We start from the raw sequence: 22,935 nt of genomic DNA, 5'->3' as shown, positions 1-22,935 counted from the left end.
TAAAATGGATGATAGCTACCTGGCATTTGACCCTGTAGCCTCATCCATGGTTCTTCAACTACTACCCTATAAACACAGCCTGGTAATGCCCTACCAACGGACTAGCTTTTCAAAAGTATAGCCCATGGTAATCATTGCCTCCCAGCGCTGGGAGGTGGGCCCATCGGTATAGAAGATTGGTTGATGATCAGCCGTTCTCAAATACCGGATCTCTGCACGCAGGTAGGCGCCCGGCTGCGGAATGTACTCGCCACCCAGCGTTACACCCATCAACTGCAGCCCCTCAGGCCTGCCGTTTGTGCTTGGGAGCAGGCCGGAAATAAAGCCTGCCCGATCCTGAAAAACTTCTGCTCGGGTAGTAAGGGAATAGCTTGGGCGTAGCTGATAGCGGATCGTTGCCAGCGCATTGTACATCAGCGCTGTCTGCGATAATGCAGTGCCTTTGCTATGGCTTTGACTTCCAAAATCTCCTCCCACAATCAACCTAATTCTACTTCCCAGACCGCTTGTCAGATACATGTTTTGATAGCTACGGTACTGCCTGGGTTGAACCCCATCCAGCGACTCCCGCCCAAAAAGGTTGGTGTAGGTAAGGTCCGTTCGCTCACTAAGCCTGTAAGACAGGAGAAGTCCTACAGACTTGGCATCGTTCACATCAAGATATAAGTTATATCCGCTCACTATCCAAAGGGCAACATCCCATCGTTTGCTCCCCTCATACGATAGCCGGGCTCCGCTTTGAAAGAAGGGTTCGTTGTAGGTGGCTACAGCCGTAGAAGAAAGCAGGTTGTTTTTAGGCAGAAAGCTTTCGGTGCCGATATGGGTGTGAAAAAAGCCACCATCAAGCCATAAGTCTTTAGCCAGCAGCAAGCCTAGGTGTGCTTCCTGTACTGCCCTGAATTCCTCCGACCAGGTTGCTTGAGCAATATCCCCCCAGTGCAGGGTGAGCCTGCCTCTGACCCTTTCAGATTGATAATCTGCACTGATTTGGGCTACGTTTAAACCAAAGCGCTCATCCCGGGGCGATACAGTTGTAAACGCCTGCAGCGCATTAGGGCCTAAGGAGTCTGAAAATGCAGCCACATACACATCTGTATATCCCGAAAGGGTCAACTGGTGGCGGGTGCTATCCCTTTGGCTGTAAGATGAATGGCCAAGTAGAAGAAAAAGTAGTAGAAGCAGGGGGGTAGTCTTGAATTGATAATGAGCCATGACTAGCCAAGCAAGGTGCTTAAAACTGCTTGCTGAGGCAGTTTAATTGAAAATGCAGCTTTTAGCTTATTGAACAGATGCACTAAGATGATACATATATTGTAGAATGCTATCTATTATCCCCCACTTTATTCTAAGTAGTAGCCAGTTGAAAAGGGCATTGCCTCTGAGGAATGTGCGCCATTCCTCCTCCTTTGGCTTTACCAAAGCGATTCATGAGCCGCTATGAAATCAGTGATGTTGACTGGGAGCGGATAGCCCCTATGCTCCTAGAAAAAGTTGGCGATGTTGGACGCATAGAGGGAGACAATCGACAGATTTTTTGATGGAGCGCTATGGATTGCCCGTAGGTAAGCTTCTGACGAGCTGTTGGCAGCAAACCAGATTGCCACGGGATGGGCCTCACTGAGTGGCCACACACTCCGCTCCGGAAGGCGCTCCCCCCCTTGCTGAGTACCAGTGACACCGCAGGGAAAAAAAGCTGATGAAGGCATACAGAGCTCTTTTTATTTCCAATTTACCTTCCCTGAAATTTTAAATGTACCCTGTTTTTGAGAAGCAGTGTATAGAAAGGGCACCCCATTGCATGTCAGAACCAATTGATCGAACCACGCTCTATTGGAGAGCGGACCCGTTAAGAATGAGCGCAACATGCTTAAGCCTGCAGACAATTAGGCTACAGCATCTGGCTGGATATTTTAGTAGGAAGGGCTGGAACGTACGCCCTGGTTTATCTGCGGAATCGGGCTATGCTATTTTATCCATTTTCAGCACTATAGTACTGCCTCAGGCAGCCTTTTTTATGACTCGGCCTTACCGAACTCCTGCCAGTACCTCAAAGCGGTGCTCCAGGCGTTCGCCCAGCTCGTCCGTAACCACGAGCAAATGGGGGCCATCGGAGGGGTGTAGCGCCATCTGATGAGGGCTGGTAGTGCTGCCCAGATAGTGCTGGTCCAGGTGCCAGTAAAGCGTAACCCCTGGCTGACGGTGCGCCACCTCAAATACAGTGCGTCCGGTGGCGCCGTCAAGCTCCCGGGGCACCACAATCTTTGAGGCTTTAGCCGGATAGATCAGCTGCATGCTATGCTGGCTATGGGCCTCGCAGCCAGGCTTATAAGGGGGGAGGGTGGCATAGTGCGCATTGCGGCTTTTGTAGAACCACTCCATCACCGGCGGCAGCACAAACCAGGGCTGGTGCTGCATGCGCGCTATGGACTCGCACTGGCTGTTTACGCGGTACTGCCCACTGGCATCCAGGTGCACCAGCTGGTGGTAGGGGCAGGGGGGTGACTGCAACCCTAAAGGGGGAATGGCCTGTACTTGTTTATCAGGGCAGAGCTCGGTTGCTTTATGGCCGCTTTGCCGGCAGATCCAGCTCTTTTCAAGCTCCCCGCCTGGTTCGGTAAACCAGCTGGTGGGGGGCAGCATGGAAAACACATCAAAGAGCAGGGGGGCGGCCGCCTCAATGCCGGTCAGGCCCGGTCGTCCTTCGCCGCTGGCATTGCCTACCCACACGCCTACGGTATATTCAGGTGTAAGCCCTATGGCCCAGCCATCGCGAAAGCCAAAGGAGGTGCCGGTTTTCCAGGCAATGCGGCGGGAGGAAGAAAACTGTTTCCAGGCCCCTTCCGTTTCCGGGCGGTTTACCTCCGTTAGGGCTTCAAGCGTATGCCAGAGCGCCGCTGCGTTCAGGGGGGTACTGTACTGTAGCTGGGGAGGTACTTGTGCCTGCTGCAGGTAGGTAGGAGGGTGGTAGTCGGCCGGATCGTACTGCTGCCGGTAGCCTTCAAAATGCTGCAGGCTGCGGCCCATGGAGGCATACATGCCGGTAATGTCCCAAAGGGTGCCTTCGGCCCCGCCCAGTATCAGTGCCAGCCCATAATGGCCGGGGCCCTGCTTCAGGGTGGTCATGCCTGCCTGCTTCAGCAGGTGGTGGAAACGCTCTACCCCATATTCCTGCAGCAGGTACACATAGGGAATATTCAGAGAGCGGGCCAGGGCCCGGTTGGCCGGCACCGCTCCTTCAAAGCTTTTGTTAAAATTCTGGGGGTTGAATCCTCTTTGGTAAAAGGGTACATCGGGCAGCAGCATGCCGGGCAGGAGGCTGCCTTCGTGCAGGGCGGCGGCATAGAGAAAGGGTTTGAGGATACTGCCTGTGCTGCGGGGGGCGGCAATCACATCTACCTCGGCCCCCCGTTCCAGATCAGTCCCGGTGCTGGTATTGCCCACATAGGCCAGGACATTGCCGGTGCCCGTTTCCAGCACCAGCAGGGCGGCATTGTGCACCTGGTTGCCCGACAGGCGGTATTGGTGGCGGTCCGCCAGGGCTACCAGCTGCTCCTGCAGGGGCGCCTGCAGGGTGGTTTGGGTGAGGCGGCCCTGCCGGCCTTCTTTCAGCAGGCGCAGCAGCAGATGGCGGGCGCTTGCGGGAAAGGGATGGGGAGTACCCGGCAGGGGTTCGGCCAGGGCCAGCTGGTAAGTGGTACTGTCCAGAGCACCCTGCTCAAGCAAGCTGCCCAGCAGGCGGTTGCGTTTCTGGAGCAGCAGCTGCTGATTTTTGCCCGGAAAGATCAGGGCGGGCGCATTGGGCAGTACCGCCAGGGTGGCTGCTTCGGCCCAGGAGAGGGCCTCGGCCGGACGCTGATAGTAGCGCCAGCAGGCCGTCTGCAGGCCCACCGTATTACCACCAAAGGGAGCGTGGGTAGCGTAGAGCTGCAGAATTTCGGCCTTGGAGTAGTGCAGCTCCAGTTTTATGGCCAGCAGCAGTTCCAGTAGCTTTTCTCCCAGGGTGCGCGGCTGCCCCTGCCGGACCAGCCGTATTACCTGCATGCTGATGGTACTGCCCCCGCGCACTACTTTTCCGGCCCGGAGATTATCCCGCAGGGCTTTGGCCATGGCCAGGGGGTTGAAACCCGGGTGCTGGTAAAAGTGCCGGTCCTCAAAGGTGAGCAGTGCACGTTCAAACTTATCCGGTACTGCTGCAGCTGCCGGAAAACGCCACTGGCCGTCCGGGGCAATCTGTGCTCCCAGCAGGCTGCCTTCTGCATCGGTGATAACCGTGGCATAGGGTACCCGAAAGAGGGAAAGAGGAGTAGCAAAAAACAGCCCACCCCCCAGCAAGGCTATCCCCAGCAGGTACTTCCAGCGGAAGCGCTTGGTCCAAGGGTAAAGGGTAAGGGGCATGTTATTGTTACAATAATCTTACTTATGTTTAGTAATGTATGTGCTTCACCTGTAGACAACGGCTTAGGCTGGTGCAGGAGAAGGGGTACATACGCTACCTGGCTAAGTCTATCAGGCAGGCTGACGCGTGGTACCCTGTTTTCTCTTTTTCCGGTTCAGCACCGAAATGATCAAGAGCCCGGCAATCAGCAGGCCGGCCCCTGCGAGGAGCCAGGGCCAGTAGGCATCCAAGGGGTTTACATACTGAGCGTTTTCCAGCTCCTGCAGGCGGCTGTCTACCAGGCTAAGGCGCGGGTCATAGTCGCGGGCCAGCCGGTAGAGGGGAGCGGCGCGCTCCACAGATTCTGTGAGGGCTACCAGATCGGCCAGGTCAAGCAGCAGCTGGCCAATGACCGGATCTTCCGGCGCCACAAAGGCCATGCGCTCCTGCAGCTGGTAGATCAGCTGTACTTTAAGCGTATGCAGCGGCTGTAGCTCCTCCTCTACCAACCCGTTAAAATAAGCCGTAATGCTGCTGCCGGTTTCCAGGTTCAGGATGGCAGCCCAGTCGGGTGAGGGGTTGAGCTTCTGCTCCAGAATGTTCAGGTGAATCCACTCAGACCCCTGGTGAGCATCCGGATTGATCTCCAGGGCCTGGGTAATGAAGCGGTAGGCAAGCTCGGTATTGCCGATAAGTTCATAGCCGGTGCCCAGGTTAGCTACAATGGGGTATTCATTTGGGTAGCGCTGGTACAGCTTCTCGAGCAGCTGCACTCCCAGGTACTTATCCCCAATCTTCAGTTCAATAAGCGCCAGATCGGAGAGGTCCTGATAGCTGGAGTCCTGCGCCAGCCGGAGCTGAAGCAAATCCCGCTGCTGGTTCAGGCGGGCGGTATCAAAGCCATGTTGAAACAGGCCGGGCGTAGTGGCGCCCTCATCCGGGTACAGGGCTATACTGGATCCATCGGGCCGGGTCTGGGTCCGGTACTCATTTCCGCAGCCCAGCATGGGGTAGGGCAGCAGTAGCGCTAGCAAAAGGGCAAGGGTGCGTAGTTGGTTCATATAAGGGATGCTTAGTTTTCGGCCAGGCCCTGTTTTCCAACGCTTACCCACTGGCCGGCTTTGCGGGCGCTGATGCTGTTGTCGTACATGGCTTCGCAGCTTACGGCCGGCAGGTAGAACTTGCCGCTGTAGCTGGCATTCAGCAGTACCCGGAACACTTTTTTCTGGCGGGCGCCCAGGCTGAAGAAGGTATACACCCGATCGTCCCGGATATCCTGGTAGTCATAGGGTTTGCTGCCGCTTTCTGTTTCGTCCATACGGGTGTTGTGGATCTCCCAGCCGGAGGGGAAGATCTGGCTAAGAGCCAGGTTGGTATAGTTGCCCCGCAGGCCGGGATTGCTTACCGTTACTTCGGCCATAAAATCGGTACCCTGCTCCAGTGAGCCGGGGTCTATCACAGTGCCGGCCATATCCCGGTATACCACCGTCAGGCTCAGGTTATTATCGGCACTGGTCTCAAGGCCGGCCAGGGGGGTGCCTGTTACCAGCAGGCGGGCGTATAGCTTGCCTTTGCCGGTGTTGGAAAGCGCCAGCTGGTTGCTGCCCTGCTGGGCTACAGGCACTTCCTTGCGTACCATTGGGAGTTGTGTGGCGCCCTTTTCTGATTTTCCATTCAGGGCATAGCCAAACTCAATACTTCCGGCAGGGGCATTCTTTTCGTAGAGCTTGCCGCCGGCTATCAGGCAGTAGGCAGTGGTTTGGGTGCTCATCCACCCCTCTTCGCTTAGGGCTTTGGAAATCTGCATGATCTGGTCCATGGCTTCGGTTTCTTTATCAAGCAGGAGCAGCGTTTCCAGGATCATGGCCTGGTCCCGCAGGGCGGAGCCATAGGTGTCGCCGGCTTCTGTATAAGCAGGCACCTCCTTGCTTAGTTTGGCTACCATGCTGGTAGCCACTTCTTTCTGGCCGGCCAGGGCATAGGCGGCAGCCAGGCGCCACTGGGCGGCGGTGCTCAGGCCCCGCTGTTCCCGGAAGCGGTTCATGGCGCCGGCTTCGGGTGCTTTGGCCAGGGCCAGGGTATAGAGGCGGTAGGCCTGGCTGAGGTCATCGTTGTACTGGCTGCTTTTCTTCCAGTTTTCGGCCCGCTGCTTCTGGTGTTTTTTCCAGCGTTTCAGCAGCTCATCCGGTACGGCATAGCCCCGGTTGGCCGCTTCCAGCAGGAAATGGCCTGCATAGCTGGTGCCCCAGTCGTCGGTCTGCTGGTTGCCGGGCCAGTAGCTAAAGCCGCCGCCGGCCAGCTGAAATCCCCTGAGGCGGTCAATGGCCGCCTTGATGTTGCGCTCCATCTGGGCTTTGGTTTTGGCATCTAGCTCGGTAGTAACCTGCACATAGAGCTGCGGAAAGGCCGAAGAGGTAGTTTGCTCAATACAGCCATAGGGGTACTGGATCAGGTACTGCAGGCGCTTGCCCAGGTTGAGCGATGGCATGTTGGACACCTCCAGCACGGCACTGTTGGTGCCGGCCATGCCCAGGGCCGCGAAAGCCTGGTTCCAGCTCTGGCCGGGCTGTATGATGGTCTGGTAGACCTCAGTAGCCGGCGGGTTGGGGTTACGGATGGGGATATCGATCTGGTAGGCCGCCTTGTTGCTGCCGGAAGAAGCCTGCAGGCGTACGCTGCCGGCTCCTACAAGGGGTTTCACCTGTAGATCAAAATAAACAGTTTTATCATCCGGACGGGAGAAGGCCAGTTGCTGGCTGGAGGGACCATTCAGGCTGAGAAATTCATTTTGCTTTACTCCTACGGTTACGTTTTTGATCCCCTCTTCCATGGCAAATACGCTCACCGGCAGGCGCACCGACTCGCCGGGGCCTAGCACCCGGGGCAGGGTGCCCAGCAGCATCAGCGGCTGGGTAACGGGCACGGCTTTTTCAGTCTGGCCATAGGCGCCCTCCTGGGCAGCTACCACCATAACCCGAACAGAGCCTACGTAGGGCTGCAGGGCAAGGGTATGGGTCTTAGTCTGGCCCCCGTCCAGGGTATAGGGGCCCAGGAATTTCACCACGGGCTTAAAGCGGTTTACTTTGCTTCCTTCTACCTTACGACCCTCTTCGTCGCCGCCAATGGCCAGCAGCCGCTCAATGCGGCCACCCCAGGCTCCGATCACATGCTGGTACATGTCCCAGGTTTTTACGCCCAGGGCCTCGCGTTTATAGAAAGCCTTCCAGGGCTCGGGGGTTTTAAAACGGGTTATGTCCAGAAGGCCTTCGTCTACCACGGCCAGGGTATAGCTCATGCTGCGGCCGCTTTTTTCGCTCACCTGTATGCTGAAGGGGGTTTCGGGCTGCAGCTTGTCAGGCATGCGGAGCTCGGGCTGCAGATGGGTGGCAGCATTTTCTACCAGCACCGGCACCACCCCATAGAGGCGAATGGGCAGGTCGTTGGTGGTTTGGCTGTGGGGCTGGAGCAGCGTTACATGCACATAGGCATTGGGGGTCATTTCCTCCGTTACGGGAAAATTGACGGTAGTTTCGCCCTTCTGCACCTCGGCCCAGAAGGTGCGGATAATGCGGCTACCATTCTCGATGCTTACCAGCGCCCGGCCGGCGGCAGGAGAGGGGAAGCTCAGGCTGGCTTCTTCCTTTACCCCGTATTTTTCCTTGCCCATGGAAAGGCTCAGCATGGCGGCCCCGCCGGGGTTCTGGCGGCTGGAGCGGTCATAGCTGCTGGGCCAGTCTACATAAATGATCTTGCCGGTGGTGTGGCCCGATACAGGATCTTTGGCCCGGATCAGGTAACGGCCCCAGTCGTTATGGCCTACAGAGAACTCCCATTTGGCCTTGCCGCCTACGGTGCTTACGGTGCCCCGCTGATACACATTCTGGTACTGGCGGCTCATGTAGTTGGCGTTGTTCTCATTCTGGTCCCACCACCAGCGCCAGTCCAGCTTGATCACCTCTATTTCCATATTGGTGCGCCCTACGGGGCGGCCGGCCGTATCTACGCTCACCAGCTGCACTTCGTGCGATTTGCCGGTTTCCAGCAGCTCGTAGCCGCCCCCTTTTTTCACTTCCATAATGCCTACATAGCTTTCATAAGGCTGGTAGGGGAAGCTGAGGCGGTCGATGCTGAAATCACCCCCTTCTTCAAACACACGGGTTTTCAGTACGGCTTTGAGCATGCCGGGCGCATCGGCCGGGCGGTTGGTCTTGATGCGGAAGGTAGCATTGCCCGCTTCATCCACCCGCTCATCAAACACCTGCTGGCTTTCGGACTCAAAGCGTTTGGTAGGATCATCGAACACATACTGGCTGTAGCCCTTAAATTCGGTTTTGGACGGGATCAGGAACATCTCCACATCGGCCTTCAGGTTTTTGGCCGGGGCCCCATGCAGCCAGCTGGCCTGCAGCTCTACCGGGTTAGACTGCCCGGCCCGCAGCTGGCCCTCGGGCAGGCGCATGCGAATCTTGAGGCGGTTGGGCTTGATGGTTTCAATCTTAAGGGTTTTGGTAAAGGTGGCGCCTCCGGCCTTAACCCGGGCGGTCCAGTTGCCGGTGGGCGCATCGGGGCTGGTGGCCGTGTGGAAGGCATAAATGCTGCCCACCGGATTGGCCTTTACCAGCTTGCGCACCAGCTGGCCCTGCGGGTTGCTGAGCTCCAGCACTACCGGATAGTTGGCGGGCAGGGTCTTCTCCAGGTCTTGCAGGATAAAGTTCAGGTAAAGCGAATCGCCCGGACGCCATACATCCCGCTCGGCATAGAGAAAGCCTTTAATGCCCTGTTCTATCTTTTCGCCGGCCACATCAAAATTGCTCAGGGAGAGGGCGGTGCCATCATCAAGCTTCAGATAGCCCTTTTGCCCGTTGTAGGAAGCTACCAGCAAAAAGGGTTTTTTATCCAGTGCCAGCTCGGCCTGCCCATCGCTGTTGGTGGTGCCGCTGGTGATTTCCCGCTGCTGGTAGTTAAGCACTTTTATAGTTACTCCGGCCAGGGGCTGGGTGGTTTTAAGGTCGGTAACAACGGCCAGCAGCTTGCCCCCTTCGCCCCGTTTGGCAATCAGGCCCAGGTCGGAGGCCAGAATGTTGGTGCTGATGGTGCGGCGGCGGCCGTAGTAGGAGCTGTGGCAGGGGTTGTCCCGCTGGCTGTACTGGTAGTCGGAATCGTAATAGTAGTCCTCGTCGTAATACTCATCATAATAGTGGCGGTCGGCCTCGTCCCAGTTGGTATTGTCGGTAGCGGCAAACTCGGTGAGCTGCTCGCCGGCATCGCCCCCTTCGGAGCAGAAAAAGGCAGAATGCTGCTTGCGAAAGCCCAGCGATACCTGGTAGATGGCCCCGGGCTCGGTCTTGATAAATTCAGACAGATCAAGCTGAAAGCGGTTCCAGCGGCCCAGGTCGGGTATGCCCGAGGCATTGAGGGGTATGGTCTTTTGCACCAGGGGGCGGCCCACCCGTTTGAGCTCCTGCTTGCCATCCAGGGCATTTACCTGCAGAAACTGGCCAATGTTCTCTTCAAAGATCTGGACGATCTGCACATCTACCGCCTTAAGGCTTACGGCTTCAAAGGGCAGCACCAGCCCATCGGTAGAGGGGAGGATGGTGCCCGATTTTACCAGGCGAACGGCGGGGCTCATCTGCTCAAACAGCAGGGTAAGCTCATGGCCGCCCTTCATTTTATAGCCCAGTATATTTTTGATGCCGGCCGATACCTCCAGCAGCAGTGAGCCGGTCTGGCGCACCGAGGGGTATACTTTCAGCTCGTTTTCGTTAATGAGATAGCGCATGCTGGGGTTGCCCTCCAGCTTAACCAGGCCGGTCAGGGTCTGGTCTTCCTGCAGGGGGTCAGAGAACTGGAGGGAGATGTATTGCTCCTCTCCCTGCACTACTTTCCCCTCCATGAGCTTGAAATCGCCCAGGGCGGGTACTTCCAGTTTGCTGGTGCCGGCCTTGCTGATGCCCATGGGCTTGCCGTCCCAGCTAAGCTCCACCTCGCTGGGCTGGTCCTGGCGGGCTACCCCCTCAATGGTAAAGTAGTGGGTGCGGCGGTCATCATCATGAGTCCAGCTGGTGAGCAGTTTTTTGCCCCCTTGTGTGGCCGACAGTACGCTTTCGATTGCTTCGGGGCTAGCCACATCGGCGGTCTGGATCTGGCCCAGGAATTTCTGCTTCTTCAGGTCCTTTTTGTCATAGGGACGCATGCCCTCTACGGCTACCTCAAAGTTCTGCTCCATGGTGCGGATGGGGAAGGTAAATACCTCCGCTTCTTTTGGCACTGCCATCAATTTGTGCAGTTTCAGGCTTGCCTGGTAGAGGGTGCCGGAGGCCAGGCGGCCTTCGGGCTGAAAGGCCAGGGTGCGGCTATCCACCCAGTAGGCACGCCCGGGTACGCTGGGGCTTAGCTCCAGAACCTTGCCTTCCTGCTCCAGGCCAATTTGCTCTTCGGCCGCAATATCGGCCGTAAAGCGTACCTGTATGGCCGATTCGGCCGAGATCACCCCTACGGTATAGGCCGAGATGTAGGCGCTATAGGCGGCTTCTTCGGGTAGGGCATAAGCCGAGCTGTCCTGCTTGGGGCTCCGGAAGTAGAACAGGGCCAAAACCAGGAGGGTGAGGCCGAGAAAGGCGGCAATGAATACCTTTCTGTTGCGGTGGGTAAGGCCTTTGAGGTGCATGGGAACGCAGTTTTGGTGAAAAGAAAGGGGCTACATAGGCTAGCAGGGGCTAAAAGTAAAACTTATGCCTATAGATAACGCTACGCCTTTCTCTTCATGTAAGGAATTATAAGTTATTATTTGTTAATGCAAGAAGGCAGCAAAGGGGAGATGCCCAGCCTGTTTTGTATACTACCAGGTTGGGCATGAGAAAACGGGCAACGGGCTATAGTTGACTAGCTGTGTACCTGGTTTTGCGGGGGGAAATACACGGTAAAGGTAGTGCCCTGGCCCAGCTCGCTGCTAACCTCCAGCTTGCCGCCGGCATTGTCCAGGATGCGCTTCACCAGGTAAAGGCCTACACCGGAACCCTCTACATGGGTATGCAGGCGGGTAAACATGGAGAAGATCTTGTTGAGGTCTTTTTCTTTCATGCCCAGGCCATTGTCCTGCACCTGTAACACAATCTGCCCCCCTTTTTTTGTGCAGCGGATGCGCACCAGCGGCCTGCGCTCGGGTGAGCGGTACTTTATGGCATTGGAGAGCAGGTTGTAGAGTATGCTGTGCAGGTTTTTGTGAGAGAAGATCAGGTACTGGCACTCTTCTATATCAATGTCCAGCTGGGCATCGGCCTCATCAATCTTGGACTGCAGATCCATCTTCACCTCTTCCAGCACTTCGCTAAAGTTGATGAGTGAGGTTTCAACAGCTTCTTTCTGCAACTTGGCAATATCCGTCAGGTCCCGGATGGTAAGCTTGAAGCGCTCAATGGAGGCACTGATGAGGTCAAGCGTTTTTTTCACCATCTCTTCCTTCAGGTCCTTGTCGGGCAGGTGGCGGATCAGCAGGTGCATCAGGCCCTCAATGTTGGAGATGGGCGCCTTTAGGTCATGGGAGGCGGTGTAGATAAAATTGTCCAGATCGGCATTGATAAGCTGCAGCTGGTGGTTGGTCTGGGAAAGCTCCTGCACATGGGTCTGGATCTCCCGGTTGGCCAGCTGCAGTTCTTCATTATTGGAGGCCAGCTCTTCGGTGAGCTCCTTTAGCTTTTCTTCTACTGCTTTGCGTTCGCTAATGTCCATGATCACACCGGCCATGCGGCTGGGCTGCTCACCCTCCTGGTAGGTGTGGCCCATTACCAGTATCCAGCGCAGCTTTTCATCCGCGCCCTTTATACGGGCCTCAAAGCGCAGATCGCCGTACTTGCGGGCCATCGCAAACTGGTCTTTTACCATCTGCCGGTCTTCTTCCAGCAGATGGTCCAGCAAGGTCTGGTAGTTCCACCGGGCTACGGCCTTGCTGTAGCCAAAGATATGGTCGTGCTGCAGCGAATGGGTAACCTGTCCGCTTTGCAGATCCAGGTGCCAGGTGCCCATTTTGCCTGCCTCCAGGGCCATGCGCAGGTTATTTTCGCTATGTTCGGTTTGCTGGCGGGCCAGCAGCTGCTCGGTTACATCGTAAGCAAAGACCACAATGCCCTCCACACTGCCATCGGCCTCCCGCATGGGCTGGTACACAAAGTTGAAGTAACTGGTCTCCAGATGGCCGCTGCCGCTGTGATCCAGATCCATGGGGATCTCACTGCCAGAAAAGGGCTCTCCAGTCTCATACACATTGCGCAGTATCGTGTAAATGGGCTGGTCTTTTACTTCCGGAAGGGCCTCTGTCAGGGGTTTGCCCTCCAGGCGCCTGCCGCGAAAGAGCTGCTGGTACTGGGGGTTTACCAGATCAAAGGTCAGCTCGGGCCCGCGCAGGGTGCAGATGAGGGCAGGTGCCTGCATCAACAGGTTCTTGAGCATTTTGCCCTGCCGCTCCGATTCACTGCGGGCTGCCCGCTCTACGGCCAGCTGACGTTCCCGCAGCACAATCTGTTTTTGTTCGGTAATGTCCATGATAATGCCGGACATGGTCATGGGCTGTCCTTTCAGGTTAAAGGAGGTTTCGCCCTTGATCTGCACCCAGCGTTCCTGCCCGTCTACCCGCCGAATGCGCACCTCGTAGTGCAGGCTGCCCTTTTTCAGGCCCTGCTCATGGCTGGCCCGGGCATATTTGCGGTCTTCGGGTAGCACATGCTCCAGAAACACATCAAAATCGAAGAGCGGCAAATTCTCCTGATAGCCAAAAATACGGTCGTACTCACTGCTTCTGCTGAAGGTGCTCTGCACAAAATCCAGGTACCAGGTACCCAGTTTGCCGCTTTCCAGAGCAATTTTCAGAATTTCTTCCTGCTGTTCGGCTTCTTTGCGCGCTTTAACCTGCTGGGTTACCTCGGTGGCGGTCTGTATGATGCCGCGTATACGGCCTTTTTCATCCAGCAGAGGTTGGTATAATATGGTAAAATAGCAGAGCTCCAGCTTGCCGTTGCGGGTAAGGGTAGCGGGCAGGTCCTGGCCGGTAAAGGGCTCACCAGTTCGCAACACCTGGGCCAGTACTTCTTCAAATCCCTGGCTGCCCACCTCGGGCAGGGCCTTAAAGAGGGGTTTGTTCAGTACCTGCTCAAGCCTGCGGCCCCAGAGCTGGCACATCATGGGGTTGGCAAATTCAATCACATGCTCCTGGCCTATGTATACCCCTATGGCTATAGGGGCCTGCATATAAAGCTCCTGGAGCAGTTGGGGGTCTATCGTAGAAGAAAAAGGTGCCAAACCGACGCGTTCATGGTTACACTCAGCTAAGATACTACCCGGAAGCGGTATACCAATAGCCTTGCCTGCGAATGGACATACAAAAACCAGCATCCGGCCTTAAAAAAAATGAGCCTGTCAGCAGGGGTGCTATTTTATGGGGCTATAGTCCCATTAGGCCTACTTGTTGCGCAGCACCAGCCCCAGCGGGCGTAGTTTGCTGCTGTGGTCAATGGCAATTTTGAGGATGGCAAAAAAGGGAACAAACAAGATCATGCCGGCCATGCCCCATACACTTCCGCCAATGAGAATGGCCACAATAACGGCCAGCGGACTTAGCGATACTTCCTTGCCGATGATGATGGGTTCCAGCACATAACTTTCAATAAGCTGTATGACCAGCACCACGCCGGCAAAGAATAAAATATCAGATCCGGAATTACCAAAGATAATGTACATGCACACCGGCACAAGGCCGCTGATAAAGGGGCCAATGTAGGGAATAATGGTCACCAGCGCCCCAAAGACCGTTAGCAGCACCATATAGGGCACCTCAAAATACCAGAAGGCCAGCAGGTACAGCACGGCCAGAATAGCCATTACCTTCAGGCGGCCCCAAAGATAGGCATGGATCACCCCACTGCCCTTGTCCATTAGGGAAAGGGCTTTTTCGTCCTGCTCCTTCCCCGTAAAACGCAGGATCATTTTTTTAAAGCGGTCCTGGTAGAGCAGAAATAAGAACAGATAAATGAGGACCAGCAGAAACTTAAGGGTAACGGCCAGCATGTTGCCCAGCAGCAGGGTGACTTCCTCTTCCAGCGAGCTCAGCAGGCTATCGGAGCGTTCGGAGATAAAGCGTTGCTGGTCCCGCTGCGAGACGCCGATTAACTCAGACAGGGCATCCTGCAGACGGGCGATAAACCCTTTGAACTCCTCCTTAAGCTCCGGCAAGTCGCTGGCAAACAGGCTAAGCTGGTACAGAAAAAGGTAGGTGACCCCTCCGGCTACCACAAATACCAGCAGGGTATTGAGCAGGGCCGAGGGAATCTTGCCCAGGTGAAGCTTATGCATCAGAAAGCCATGAACCGGATTTACCAGGGCTGCCAGAAAGATGCCAAAGGTAACCGGTATCAGAAAGCCCGATCCATAATAGAGAAGCGCCCATACCCCAAATCCAAAAAACAGAAGTGCATTGATCTTTTTTAGCTGTTGGTACTCCATTCCAGGGGGTGTTCTGCCTTTTAACCTGTTTAGGCGGAACACTGTTTAACCGGGTTCTGCAGGGAGGGCCCTGGCGCGGGGCTGTTTAGTCAAAATGGAGGGGAAACTCCAGGGGGTCCAGTTTCCAGAGCAGGGGCAGCAGCAGGTACAGGTAAAGGGTGATGAGCAGAATGGAGATCAGGTTTAGCCAGAGGCCGGTCTTTACCATGTCCCGCATGCGGATGTAGCCGGTGCCAAAGACCACCGCATTGGGCGGCGTTGCCACGGGCAGCATAAAGGCGCAGGAGGAGGCCAGGCAGGCGGCTACCATAGGGCCAAAGGGGTGAATGCCAATGGCCTGGGAAAGCGAGGCCAGTATGGGCAGCATCATGGTGGCTGTAGCCACATTGGAGGTTAGCTCGGTCAGGAAGTTGATAACGGCAATAATGGCCAGCAGCACCAGGAGGAGGGGAAGGGTCTGCAGCAGCTGCAGGTTTTCGCCAATGTAGGCTGCCAGGCCGGAAGTCTTAAAGGCAGCGGCTATGGCAAGGCCGCCACCAAACAGCAACAGAATGCCCCAGGGTACTTTTCGGGAGATCTCCCATGTGAGCAGGCCCTGTCGCCAGCCGCTGCGCCGGGAAGGGATCATGAACAGCAGCACTGCGGCGGCCATGGCAATCATGCTATCGTCCAGGGCCGGCAACAGGGGGTTCAGCAAAAAGGAGCGGCTGATCCAGGCGCCGGCCGTAAGCAGAAACAAGCCAATGATCCAGCGCTCCTCCTGCTGTATGGGGCCCAGTGCCTGCAGCTGGCTGCGAATTTCGCTGCTACCCCCGCTATCGGTTTTTTCAAGGGGATAGGCCAGTTTAACCAAAAAGGCCCAACAGATGAGGAGCAGGAGAAAAGAGAGCGGCATGCCCAGCAGCAGCCAGCGGAAAAAGGTAATCTCTACCCCCCACAGCTGCTGAACGATGGCGGCAAAAATGGCATTGCCCGGTGTGCCAATAAGGGTAGCCAGTCCGCCTATGGAGGCCGAGTATGCAATGCCCAGCATCAGGGCAATGCCAAATCGGTTTTTGGGCTGCAGGCTTCCGCTGCCGGTAAATTCGGTTAGCTGCTCTACAATGGCAACCCCTATGGGCAGCATCATCATGGCCGTAGCCGTATTGGAGATCCACATGGACAGAAAGCCGGTAGCCAGCATAAAGCCCAGCACCATTTGCGGCTGGTTGGTGCCTACCAGGGCAATGATGGAGAGGGCAATGCGCTTGTGCAGGTTCCACTCTTCCATGGCCAGGGCAATCAGAAACCCTCCCAGAAATAAAAATATGACCGGGTTGCCATAGGAGGCGCTGGTAGTCTCCAGCCCCAGGGCACCTGTTAGGGGCAGCAGCACCAGCGGTAGCAGGGACGTAACGGCTATGGGAATGGCTTCGGTGATCCACCAGCTGGCGATCCAGAGCGTGCAGGCAAGTACAGCCTGTGCTTCGGCCGACATGCCCGCAGGTGCTTCCATGCTCCAGGCCAGCCCAAACAACAGCGGGCCGAGCATAAGAGCCCCCAGCTTTTTGAGCGGTACTGGTGAGGAAGGAGAGGGGGCTGCAGCAGATGGCATGCCTAAAGATAGAAAATTTAGGAAACTGTAGCTGCTACCTCCTCCAGAACGCTCTGATGCTGGTGCGAACGCCAGTCTGTACGGAAGGGGGCTCGCAGGCGGTTTTTATACTTCCTTGAGTTTGTGGAAAGCCCCCTGCTGGGCTGCGTACAGCCTGGCCCGACAAACAAAAAAACCACCCCGCCAAATGGGGTGGTCTTTGTATAGGGGTACCGGAGCATCAATCCAGGGCACTTTAGTCTTTAGGGGTGCGGCTGGCTTTGTGTAGTACCGGCAGGCGCCCAGGCGGTTTTACGCAGGGGGCTGCGGTCCTTTACATAGGGCCGGTCGTAGGACTGGCAGTGCCGGCAGGCGCGAAGGTTTCCCTGGGCATCCATCAGCAGAACGCGGTTGCCAGAGGCGGCGCTCACAGCTTTTTGTGGTACCCAGCCCTGATACGCTACCAGCGGCCAGCTGGCATAGGCTGCTGTGTGGTTCAGGCGGTGGGCAAAGGTATTGAGCTCGCTGATCTGCTCGGGGCTTAGCTCCAGCTCATGATCATACCCTGCTGCTGTTGCGCGTGGCGCCAGTATCTGTATAAAGGAGGCCCCCAGCTGGGCTGCCAGGCGGGCATAGGCCATCAGATTTTCGTCACTCACAAAGTCCGGGGTTACGCACAGGTTCAGGCACAGCCCCAGTCCGGCAGTGCGCGCACTTTCGGCAGCCCGCATTACCCAGCCATAGGAGTGCTTGTAGCCCCGCAGCGCATTGTGCTTATCCGGGTCGTTGTGGTCCAGGTTGAGGCGTACGCCCCGCAGGCCGGCGGCTTTTAGGGCCAGGGCCCGCTCGGGACTAAGCTCCCAGCCGGAGGTGCTCAGCCAGAAATCGGTGCCCGCAGCGGCAGTTTGCAGCAGTTCCAGCAGGTCGGCATAGCGGAGCATCGGTTCGCCCCCGCAAAGCTCTATCTGGCGTACACCTTCTTTCTGAAGTTTCTGTATCTGCTTCTTCAAGCTATCCAGCGATGGATCTGGCTGGGCCTGCCCCCCCGGCCTGGGCTGGCAAAAGGGTGAGCAGTGCTGGGTAACCGACAGGCTGGCTACGGCAGGGGCTGTGGCGCTGCTGCAGCTTCTGCCTGCCTGCAGCTGGGCGCGTACGTAGGCATCAAAGGCAGCCGAAGGCCAGGAGGGGCTCAGCAAACTTGCCTGAAAGCTGTTGCCAATACGGGCGATCTTGCCGGCTGCACTGCCCGAGGCCAGCTGCAGGCCAAGGCCCTTCTGTATCGCTGCATAGGCCTTAAAGGGGTTTGCCATCTGCTGCAGGGCCAGCTTCCAGATGTGGTAGCGCAGCCTCAGGTGAATCTGCCTAAGCTGGGCAGGATCGCTGACTACCTGCGGATGGGGCTTGCCCGTCCTCCTGAGCCGGAAAGCTGTGGACTGTTCGCTTTCCGCAGAAGAGTTCTCGGCGGTGTGGTAAGAGAATGATTGCATTGAACGAAAGAATTTGTAGCCGGAATGCGTATTATTTTTTGGAGAGATCTGGCGCTGTATGTCTGTTGTAAACACTCATCTTTTTACCTGACACCTAAGGAAAAATCAATGTAAGGTTTAGATGAAAAAGTTTAACTTAAGTAATTTCATCAAACATCGTTCTTTCCTTATATTTTTCCTAATGATTTTGCAAAAAATCTCTCTAAGCTATTTTATCACCCTGATTTGAAACCAATCCATTAAGTGGCAATCCTGATCCCATCATTCCGGCGTAGGTCGGAATCAGCCTGCTCTAGCGATAAATAGAGCCTATTCTCTTCAGAGAGTGAGAGATTCCGGCCTGCGCCGGAATGACGACTTTAACCAACTTATCAATAAGTGAGATTCTGGAAAAGAATTGTGGAGTAGTATGAAAAATTGGGCTGGAAGTGCCTATGCTGAGGCAGGTATTCCCACCTGGAGGGGAGAACTGCCGCATGCTTTTTTTCTCTAAAAAGAAGTGTTCTCTGTACTATATACGCCCCGCCTCTTTGCCTTTGGGGGGAAGGCTAACCAGCAGTCGTTTAAGCTGCCAGTCGCCAAAACCCCAGACCGGGTATCGGCGGCTGAACTCCTGCAGCAGGGCTGGAAAATCCAAATACCCCTCCTGCTGCAGCGCCAGCAGCTGTTGTTGGGGGAGGCCAGGCAGCCCGCCCTCCGGGTTTCGTGCAAGTTGGGCCTGGATCAGCTCCGGCAATTGGCGAAATGCCGCCGTTGGCTGGCTGGACAGAGCCTTTAGCTGCGCTGCATCCTGCCGGGCATATGCCTGCCAGAGGGCGATGCCCAGGTCCAACTCCTGCGAGCTGAGGGGCAGCCGCCGGGCATAACACTGCTGCAATTCTTCGGCGCTATGCCAACCAAAGCCTGCCCAGGGGCTTTCCCCTCTCTTTTGCAGGGGAAATACCTTGTATAGCTGTTTTTCTACCCCTCTGGCTTTCAGGTAGGATAGCAAAAACCACAAATTTACCTGGCAGAAAAGATCATCTTCAAACCACAGATTGATCTCACTTCCGGGCGCGGTATTCGCTACCTGCCGAAGCTCCTGCACGGTTTTTTGTTCATACTCCTGCGGAGCTACCCCATAGGCCCGCTGTAGAAAGCGGGCCCGCTCCTGCCAAAAGGTCTGCTCGCTGCTTATCTCAAGGGGGCCTTCGATCAGGCATTCCCGAAAAACCAGCCGTTTGCCGGGCAATGCCTCCTGCGGAAACGCCTCGAGCAGTGCATCGCCAGTGAGTATATGAAGCTGAGGGGCTGGGGTCATAGTATTTGCTAAAAGGGGAAGATACCCAATGTTGGGGTGCTGCACAACACCTGTTCGTAGTAAGTCAACGGAACGGGCATGCCTACACGGCCCAGCCGCTTACCACCAGAGCAGCAGAGCCCAGCCCAGCACTCCCGCCAGCCCGGCAGCGCTCAGGGCCGGCAGCAGGTTGCGGGCCAGCACCTCTTTATAGTTTTGCAGGTTGGCGATAGAGGCCGCTGCAATTATGTTGAACAGGCAGATGGCATTGCCCACGGCCGCCCCCGTATGCTGCAGCGACAGGAGTACCACTGGGTCTTGCCCCAGCAGCTGGGCAGTTTGTAGCTGGGAGGCACCAAACACTACATTAGAAATGGTAGTGCTGCCGGTAATAAAGGCGCCGATCACCCCAATAAAAGGGGCCAGCAGGGGGTAGGCCGAGCCCAGGCCACTCAGCAGTTCGGAGATATGCCCGATCATGGAAGGCTGCGTCTGGCCGCTGTTGATCATCAGCTGAGCTACCAGAATGGAGGGAAAGAGCACCACCACCACCCGCAGAATCTTTTGCAGCGCATCGCCCAGGTAAAGCGAGGGAATTCTTTTATAAAGCGCTACCCCAAGGCCCACCACCAAAAACGGAATAAGCGGCGATTGCAGGGGTTTAAAGGAGGTGCTGATGCCACTGCCAAAGAGGTTGGGCAGGCCAATGTCCCAGCCGATCCAGCGGCTGAGGGGGTTGTAAAGCTTGGGCAACAGCAGGAGCATGGCCAGCAGTCCGTAAGGAAGCCAGGGTGCCAGTTCCAGCCGGCTGCCGGGCCTTCGCAGAAATAGGATGGAGAGTAGCAGCATGCTAAGGGCACCCAGCACCGTTGCCAGCTCCGGCACCCAGTAGGCCAATAGGCAAAAGGGCAGCGCAAAAAACAGGTAGAGCAGCACAACCGTCCCCTTATACTGCAGAGGCCCCTGGTAGCGGGCAAACAAGCGAAAAATAAAGAGAAGCATGGCCCCGGCCGCCAGCACCCCCAGCCCGGCCGATAGCAGGCTGATCTGCTGCAGCTGTGCTGCATCCAGGCCCAGGGGCAGCTGCAGGCCTATGAGCACCGGTGTACCTACGGCCCCAAAGAGAGCGGCAAGCCCATCAAAGAGCAGCACCACACATACCGACAGTACGGCATTAAACCCCATGGCAATGAGCAGCAGGGGAACTATGGCCCCGGGCGTGCCAAAGCCGGCCACCCCTTCAAAAAAAGCCGTAAGGCAAATGGCCAGCAGAAAGAAGCGGATCTCCCGGGAGGGGTGCAGCCCATCGAGCGAGTGGCTGATCTGGCCAATAAGCCCGCTTTTGTCCATGATGTTGTAGAGGAACGCCGCTCCAAAAACGATCATCAGAATGTTGAGACTGGTAACTGCTGCTACAGCCACCGTACCGATAAAACGGGAAAGGTCGGCACCCCAGTAGAAGAACAGGCCGCTGGTTACTCCAGCCGCTACCAGTACAGCCTCCTTTACACTGCGCAGCAGCGAAAGCACAATCAGCAGGGCAATGGGGAGCAGCGCAAGTACGTAGGCCATGACAAGGGGGTATCAGGGATTGGGTAAACGTTAGCCTGCCGTAACCTCATTCTGCAGCTGCTCCTGTCGGCTGTACTGGGCAATATTTTGGAGGGTAATCTCGGCAATGCTGCTGAGGGCATTGCTGGTAAAAAAGCCTGATGCCCGGTAATGAGCACATTGTTGAAAGAAAGCAGGCGCATGAACACATCATCCTGAATGACCCGGTTGGAGAGGTCCTCAAAAAACAGATCGGCTTCTTCCTCATACACATCCACCCCCAGGTAGCGAATGTGCTCGCTTTTGAGGCCGTCAATGACCGCCCGTGTGTCAATGAGGGCCCCGCGGCTGGTATTGATCAACATTACCCCCTTTTTCATCAGCCGGATGCTCTCCTCATTGATCAGGTGGTAGGTATCCGGTGTAAGGGGGCAGTGCAGCGAGATGATGTCCGACTGGGCATAGAGCGCTTCCAGGGAGGTAAAGTCAATGCCGATGGCATCGGCCTCCTGGGGCTTCTGAATATCGTAGCCCAGCACCCGGCAGCCAAAGCCCTTCAGGATGCGGGCCGTCACCAGCCCGATCTTGCCCAGGCCAATAAGGCCGGCGGTTTTGCCAAAGAGGTCAAAGCCCATAAGCCCGTGCAGGGAGAAGTTACCTTCTTTAACCCGGTTATAGGCCCGGTGTGTTTTGCGGTTCAGCGTCAGGATGAGGGCCAGCGTATGTTCTGCCACCGAGTGGGGCGAATAGGCGGGCACCCGTACCACCTGTATGCCCAGGGCAGAGGCAGCCTTCAGGTCCACATTGTTGTAGCCGGCACAGCGCAGTGCCAGCAGTTTTACCCCCTGGCGGGCCAGTACGTTCAGCGTTTCGGCCCCTACCACATCATTTACAAATACACAGACCACCTCATGCCCCTGCGCCAGCAGGGCGGTAGTGGGATTAAGGGGAACCTCTAGAAAATGGAGCGCAAACCCATGAGTTGCATTGGCGCGGCTAAAGAATTCTTTGTCGTAGGCTTTGGTGCTAAAAAAAACGATGTTCATGGCGTTCGGGTAAAAAACACCTACACAACCCACCTGCAGCCAAAAGGGTTTTTGCCTTACAGCATGCCTGCACCCCCTTCTCCTTTCTGTACGCTACCAGCAAGGGGTGGACTAGCAGCGGCTGAGACAGGATCAGGAAAAACAATTCAGCGGGAAGCTGCTTGCTTAGCTTTTCTTGGCCAGCAGGCTAATGTCCAGCTCGGTCTTGTTGAGCATGATCACATCACTGATATCGCCCAGCACTTCATCAATAAGGCCAAAATCTTTGGCTTCGGGAGCGCTCAGGAATTTATCGCGCAGAAAGAAGGCCTCAATTTCTTTCCAGCTATGACCGGAATTTTTGCCCATCAGGTGAAAGAGCTGGGCCTGCAGGCGCTCCTGCTCCCGGGTGGCAATGCGTACATCTTCGGTATAGCCCTGGGCGCCGCCCCCGGTGGGGTGCATGTGAATGGTGGCATGGGGCAGGGCATAGCGCTTGCCTTTGGTGCCGGCCGTTAGCAGAAAGGTGCCCATACTGCCCGAAAAACCCACCGATACAGTAGAAACCGGGGCGGAGATCATCTGCATGGCATCATAAATGGCCAGGCCGGCATAGACAGAGCCGCCCGGGCTGTGAATATACAGGTTGATGGTTTGCTTGCTGTCAATACTGTTGAGATAGAGCAGCTGTGCCACCACCACATTGGCCACCGCATCGTTGATCTGGCTTCCCAGAAAGATGATGCGCTCTTTGAGCAGCAGGCTGTAGATATCGTAGGCCCGCTCGCCACGGCCGCCGTTGTTGTCAATCACCATGGGAATTACGCTGGCTTGTATCATCGCCGGGAAGGGGGAAAAGGTGATAGATGCTGTCCTGAAACTCCTTTTTGGCCGGATCGCTGAAGAGCTTCTGCTGCACGACCTCCAGCTCTTGCTTTAGCTGCCTGCGGTGGTAATGCCCTACAAGCTGCACCACCTTTTGCTGCAGGGCAACCTGCATGCGCAAGAGGGGGTTGGTGAGTTGGCGGGCCTCAAAAAGCAACGCCTCGGGGGTAGGCAGCCTGCCTTCAAGCCAGGCTTCGGCCTGCTTNNTCTCAGGTAAGGAAGTCCTCATAGCCAAGCGATTTTCTTTTAGGGTATCTCTCATTTTT

General features: G+C 56.2%; 12 protein-coding genes. All 12 read right to left on the bottom strand.

Annotation, left to right across the window (positions count from 1 at the left end; all coding sequences use genetic code 11):
• Nucleotides 1-90: 90 nt before the first annotated feature.
• Nucleotides 91-1,212, bottom strand: coding sequence for an outer membrane beta-barrel protein (locus ADICEAN_RS04505; RefSeq protein WP_009194346.1), 1,122 nt, complete (start codon nucleotides 1,210-1,212; stop codon nucleotides 91-93).
• 813 nt (nucleotides 1,213-2,025) lie between these two features.
• On the bottom strand, nucleotides 2,026-4,395 hold the full coding sequence (gene pbpC / locus ADICEAN_RS04500; RefSeq protein WP_009194344.1) for a penicillin-binding protein 1C: 2,370 nt from the start codon (nucleotides 4,393-4,395) through the stop codon (nucleotides 2,026-2,028).
• A 111-nt stretch (nucleotides 4,396-4,506) separates the two neighbouring features.
• Complete coding sequence (locus ADICEAN_RS04495) at nucleotides 4,507-5,436, bottom strand: tetratricopeptide repeat protein (RefSeq protein ID WP_009194343.1); 930 nt, start codon at nucleotides 5,434-5,436, stop codon at nucleotides 4,507-4,509.
• An 11-nt stretch (nucleotides 5,437-5,447) separates the two neighbouring features.
• Nucleotides 5,448-11,045 carry an MG2 domain-containing protein gene (locus tag ADICEAN_RS04490; protein ID WP_009194342.1) on the bottom strand — a complete coding sequence of 1,866 codons (5,598 nt, stop codon included), beginning with the start codon at nucleotides 11,043-11,045 and terminating at the stop codon, nucleotides 5,448-5,450.
• Between the two features lie 215 nt (nucleotides 11,046-11,260).
• Entirely contained in the window at nucleotides 11,261-13,618 is a 2,358-nt protein-coding gene (locus ADICEAN_RS20930; RefSeq protein ID WP_009194341.1) for a PAS domain-containing sensor histidine kinase, read from the bottom strand.
• 210 nt (nucleotides 13,619-13,828) lie between these two features.
• Complete coding sequence (locus ADICEAN_RS04480; protein ID WP_009194340.1) at nucleotides 13,829-14,869, bottom strand: AI-2E family transporter; 1,041 nt, start codon at nucleotides 14,867-14,869, stop codon at nucleotides 13,829-13,831.
• A gap of 85 nt (nucleotides 14,870-14,954) precedes the next feature.
• Entirely contained in the window at nucleotides 14,955-16,400 is a 1,446-nt protein-coding gene (locus ADICEAN_RS04475; protein WP_009194339.1) for an SLC13 family permease, read from the bottom strand.
• A 305-nt stretch (nucleotides 16,401-16,705) separates the two neighbouring features.
• Entirely contained in the window at nucleotides 16,706-17,929 is a 1,224-nt protein-coding gene (locus ADICEAN_RS20925) for a radical SAM protein (protein ID WP_009194338.1), read from the bottom strand.
• Nucleotides 17,930-18,440: 511 nt separating this feature from the next.
• On the bottom strand, nucleotides 18,441-19,229 hold the full coding sequence (locus ADICEAN_RS04465; RefSeq protein WP_009194337.1) for a DUF1835 domain-containing protein: 789 nt from the start codon (nucleotides 19,227-19,229) through the stop codon (nucleotides 18,441-18,443).
• A gap of 99 nt (nucleotides 19,230-19,328) precedes the next feature.
• Nucleotides 19,329-20,780, bottom strand: coding sequence for an L-lactate permease (locus ADICEAN_RS04460; RefSeq protein ID WP_009194336.1), 1,452 nt, complete (start codon nucleotides 20,778-20,780; stop codon nucleotides 19,329-19,331).
• Nucleotides 20,741-21,805: a 2-hydroxyacid dehydrogenase gene (locus tag ADICEAN_RS04455; RefSeq protein WP_009194335.1), complete on the bottom strand. Its 1,065-nt coding sequence runs from the start codon at nucleotides 21,803-21,805 to the stop codon at nucleotides 20,741-20,743. The genes ADICEAN_RS04460 and ADICEAN_RS04455 overlap by 40 nt, the downstream gene beginning before the upstream one ends.
• A 165-nt stretch (nucleotides 21,806-21,970) precedes the next feature.
• Nucleotides 21,971-22,624, bottom strand: a complete 654-nt coding sequence (locus ADICEAN_RS04450) for a ClpP family protease (RefSeq protein WP_009194334.1) — start codon at nucleotides 22,622-22,624, stop codon at nucleotides 21,971-21,973.
• Nucleotides 22,625-22,935: the final 311 nt, after the last annotated feature.

Source organism: Cesiribacter andamanensis AMV16 (genome assembly GCF_000348925.1).
GTDB lineage: Bacteria > Bacteroidota > Bacteroidia > Cytophagales > Cyclobacteriaceae > Cesiribacter > Cesiribacter andamanensis.
The sequence above is the reverse complement of the archived record's forward strand: the minus strand, read 5'-3'. Positions and strand labels throughout refer to the sequence as shown.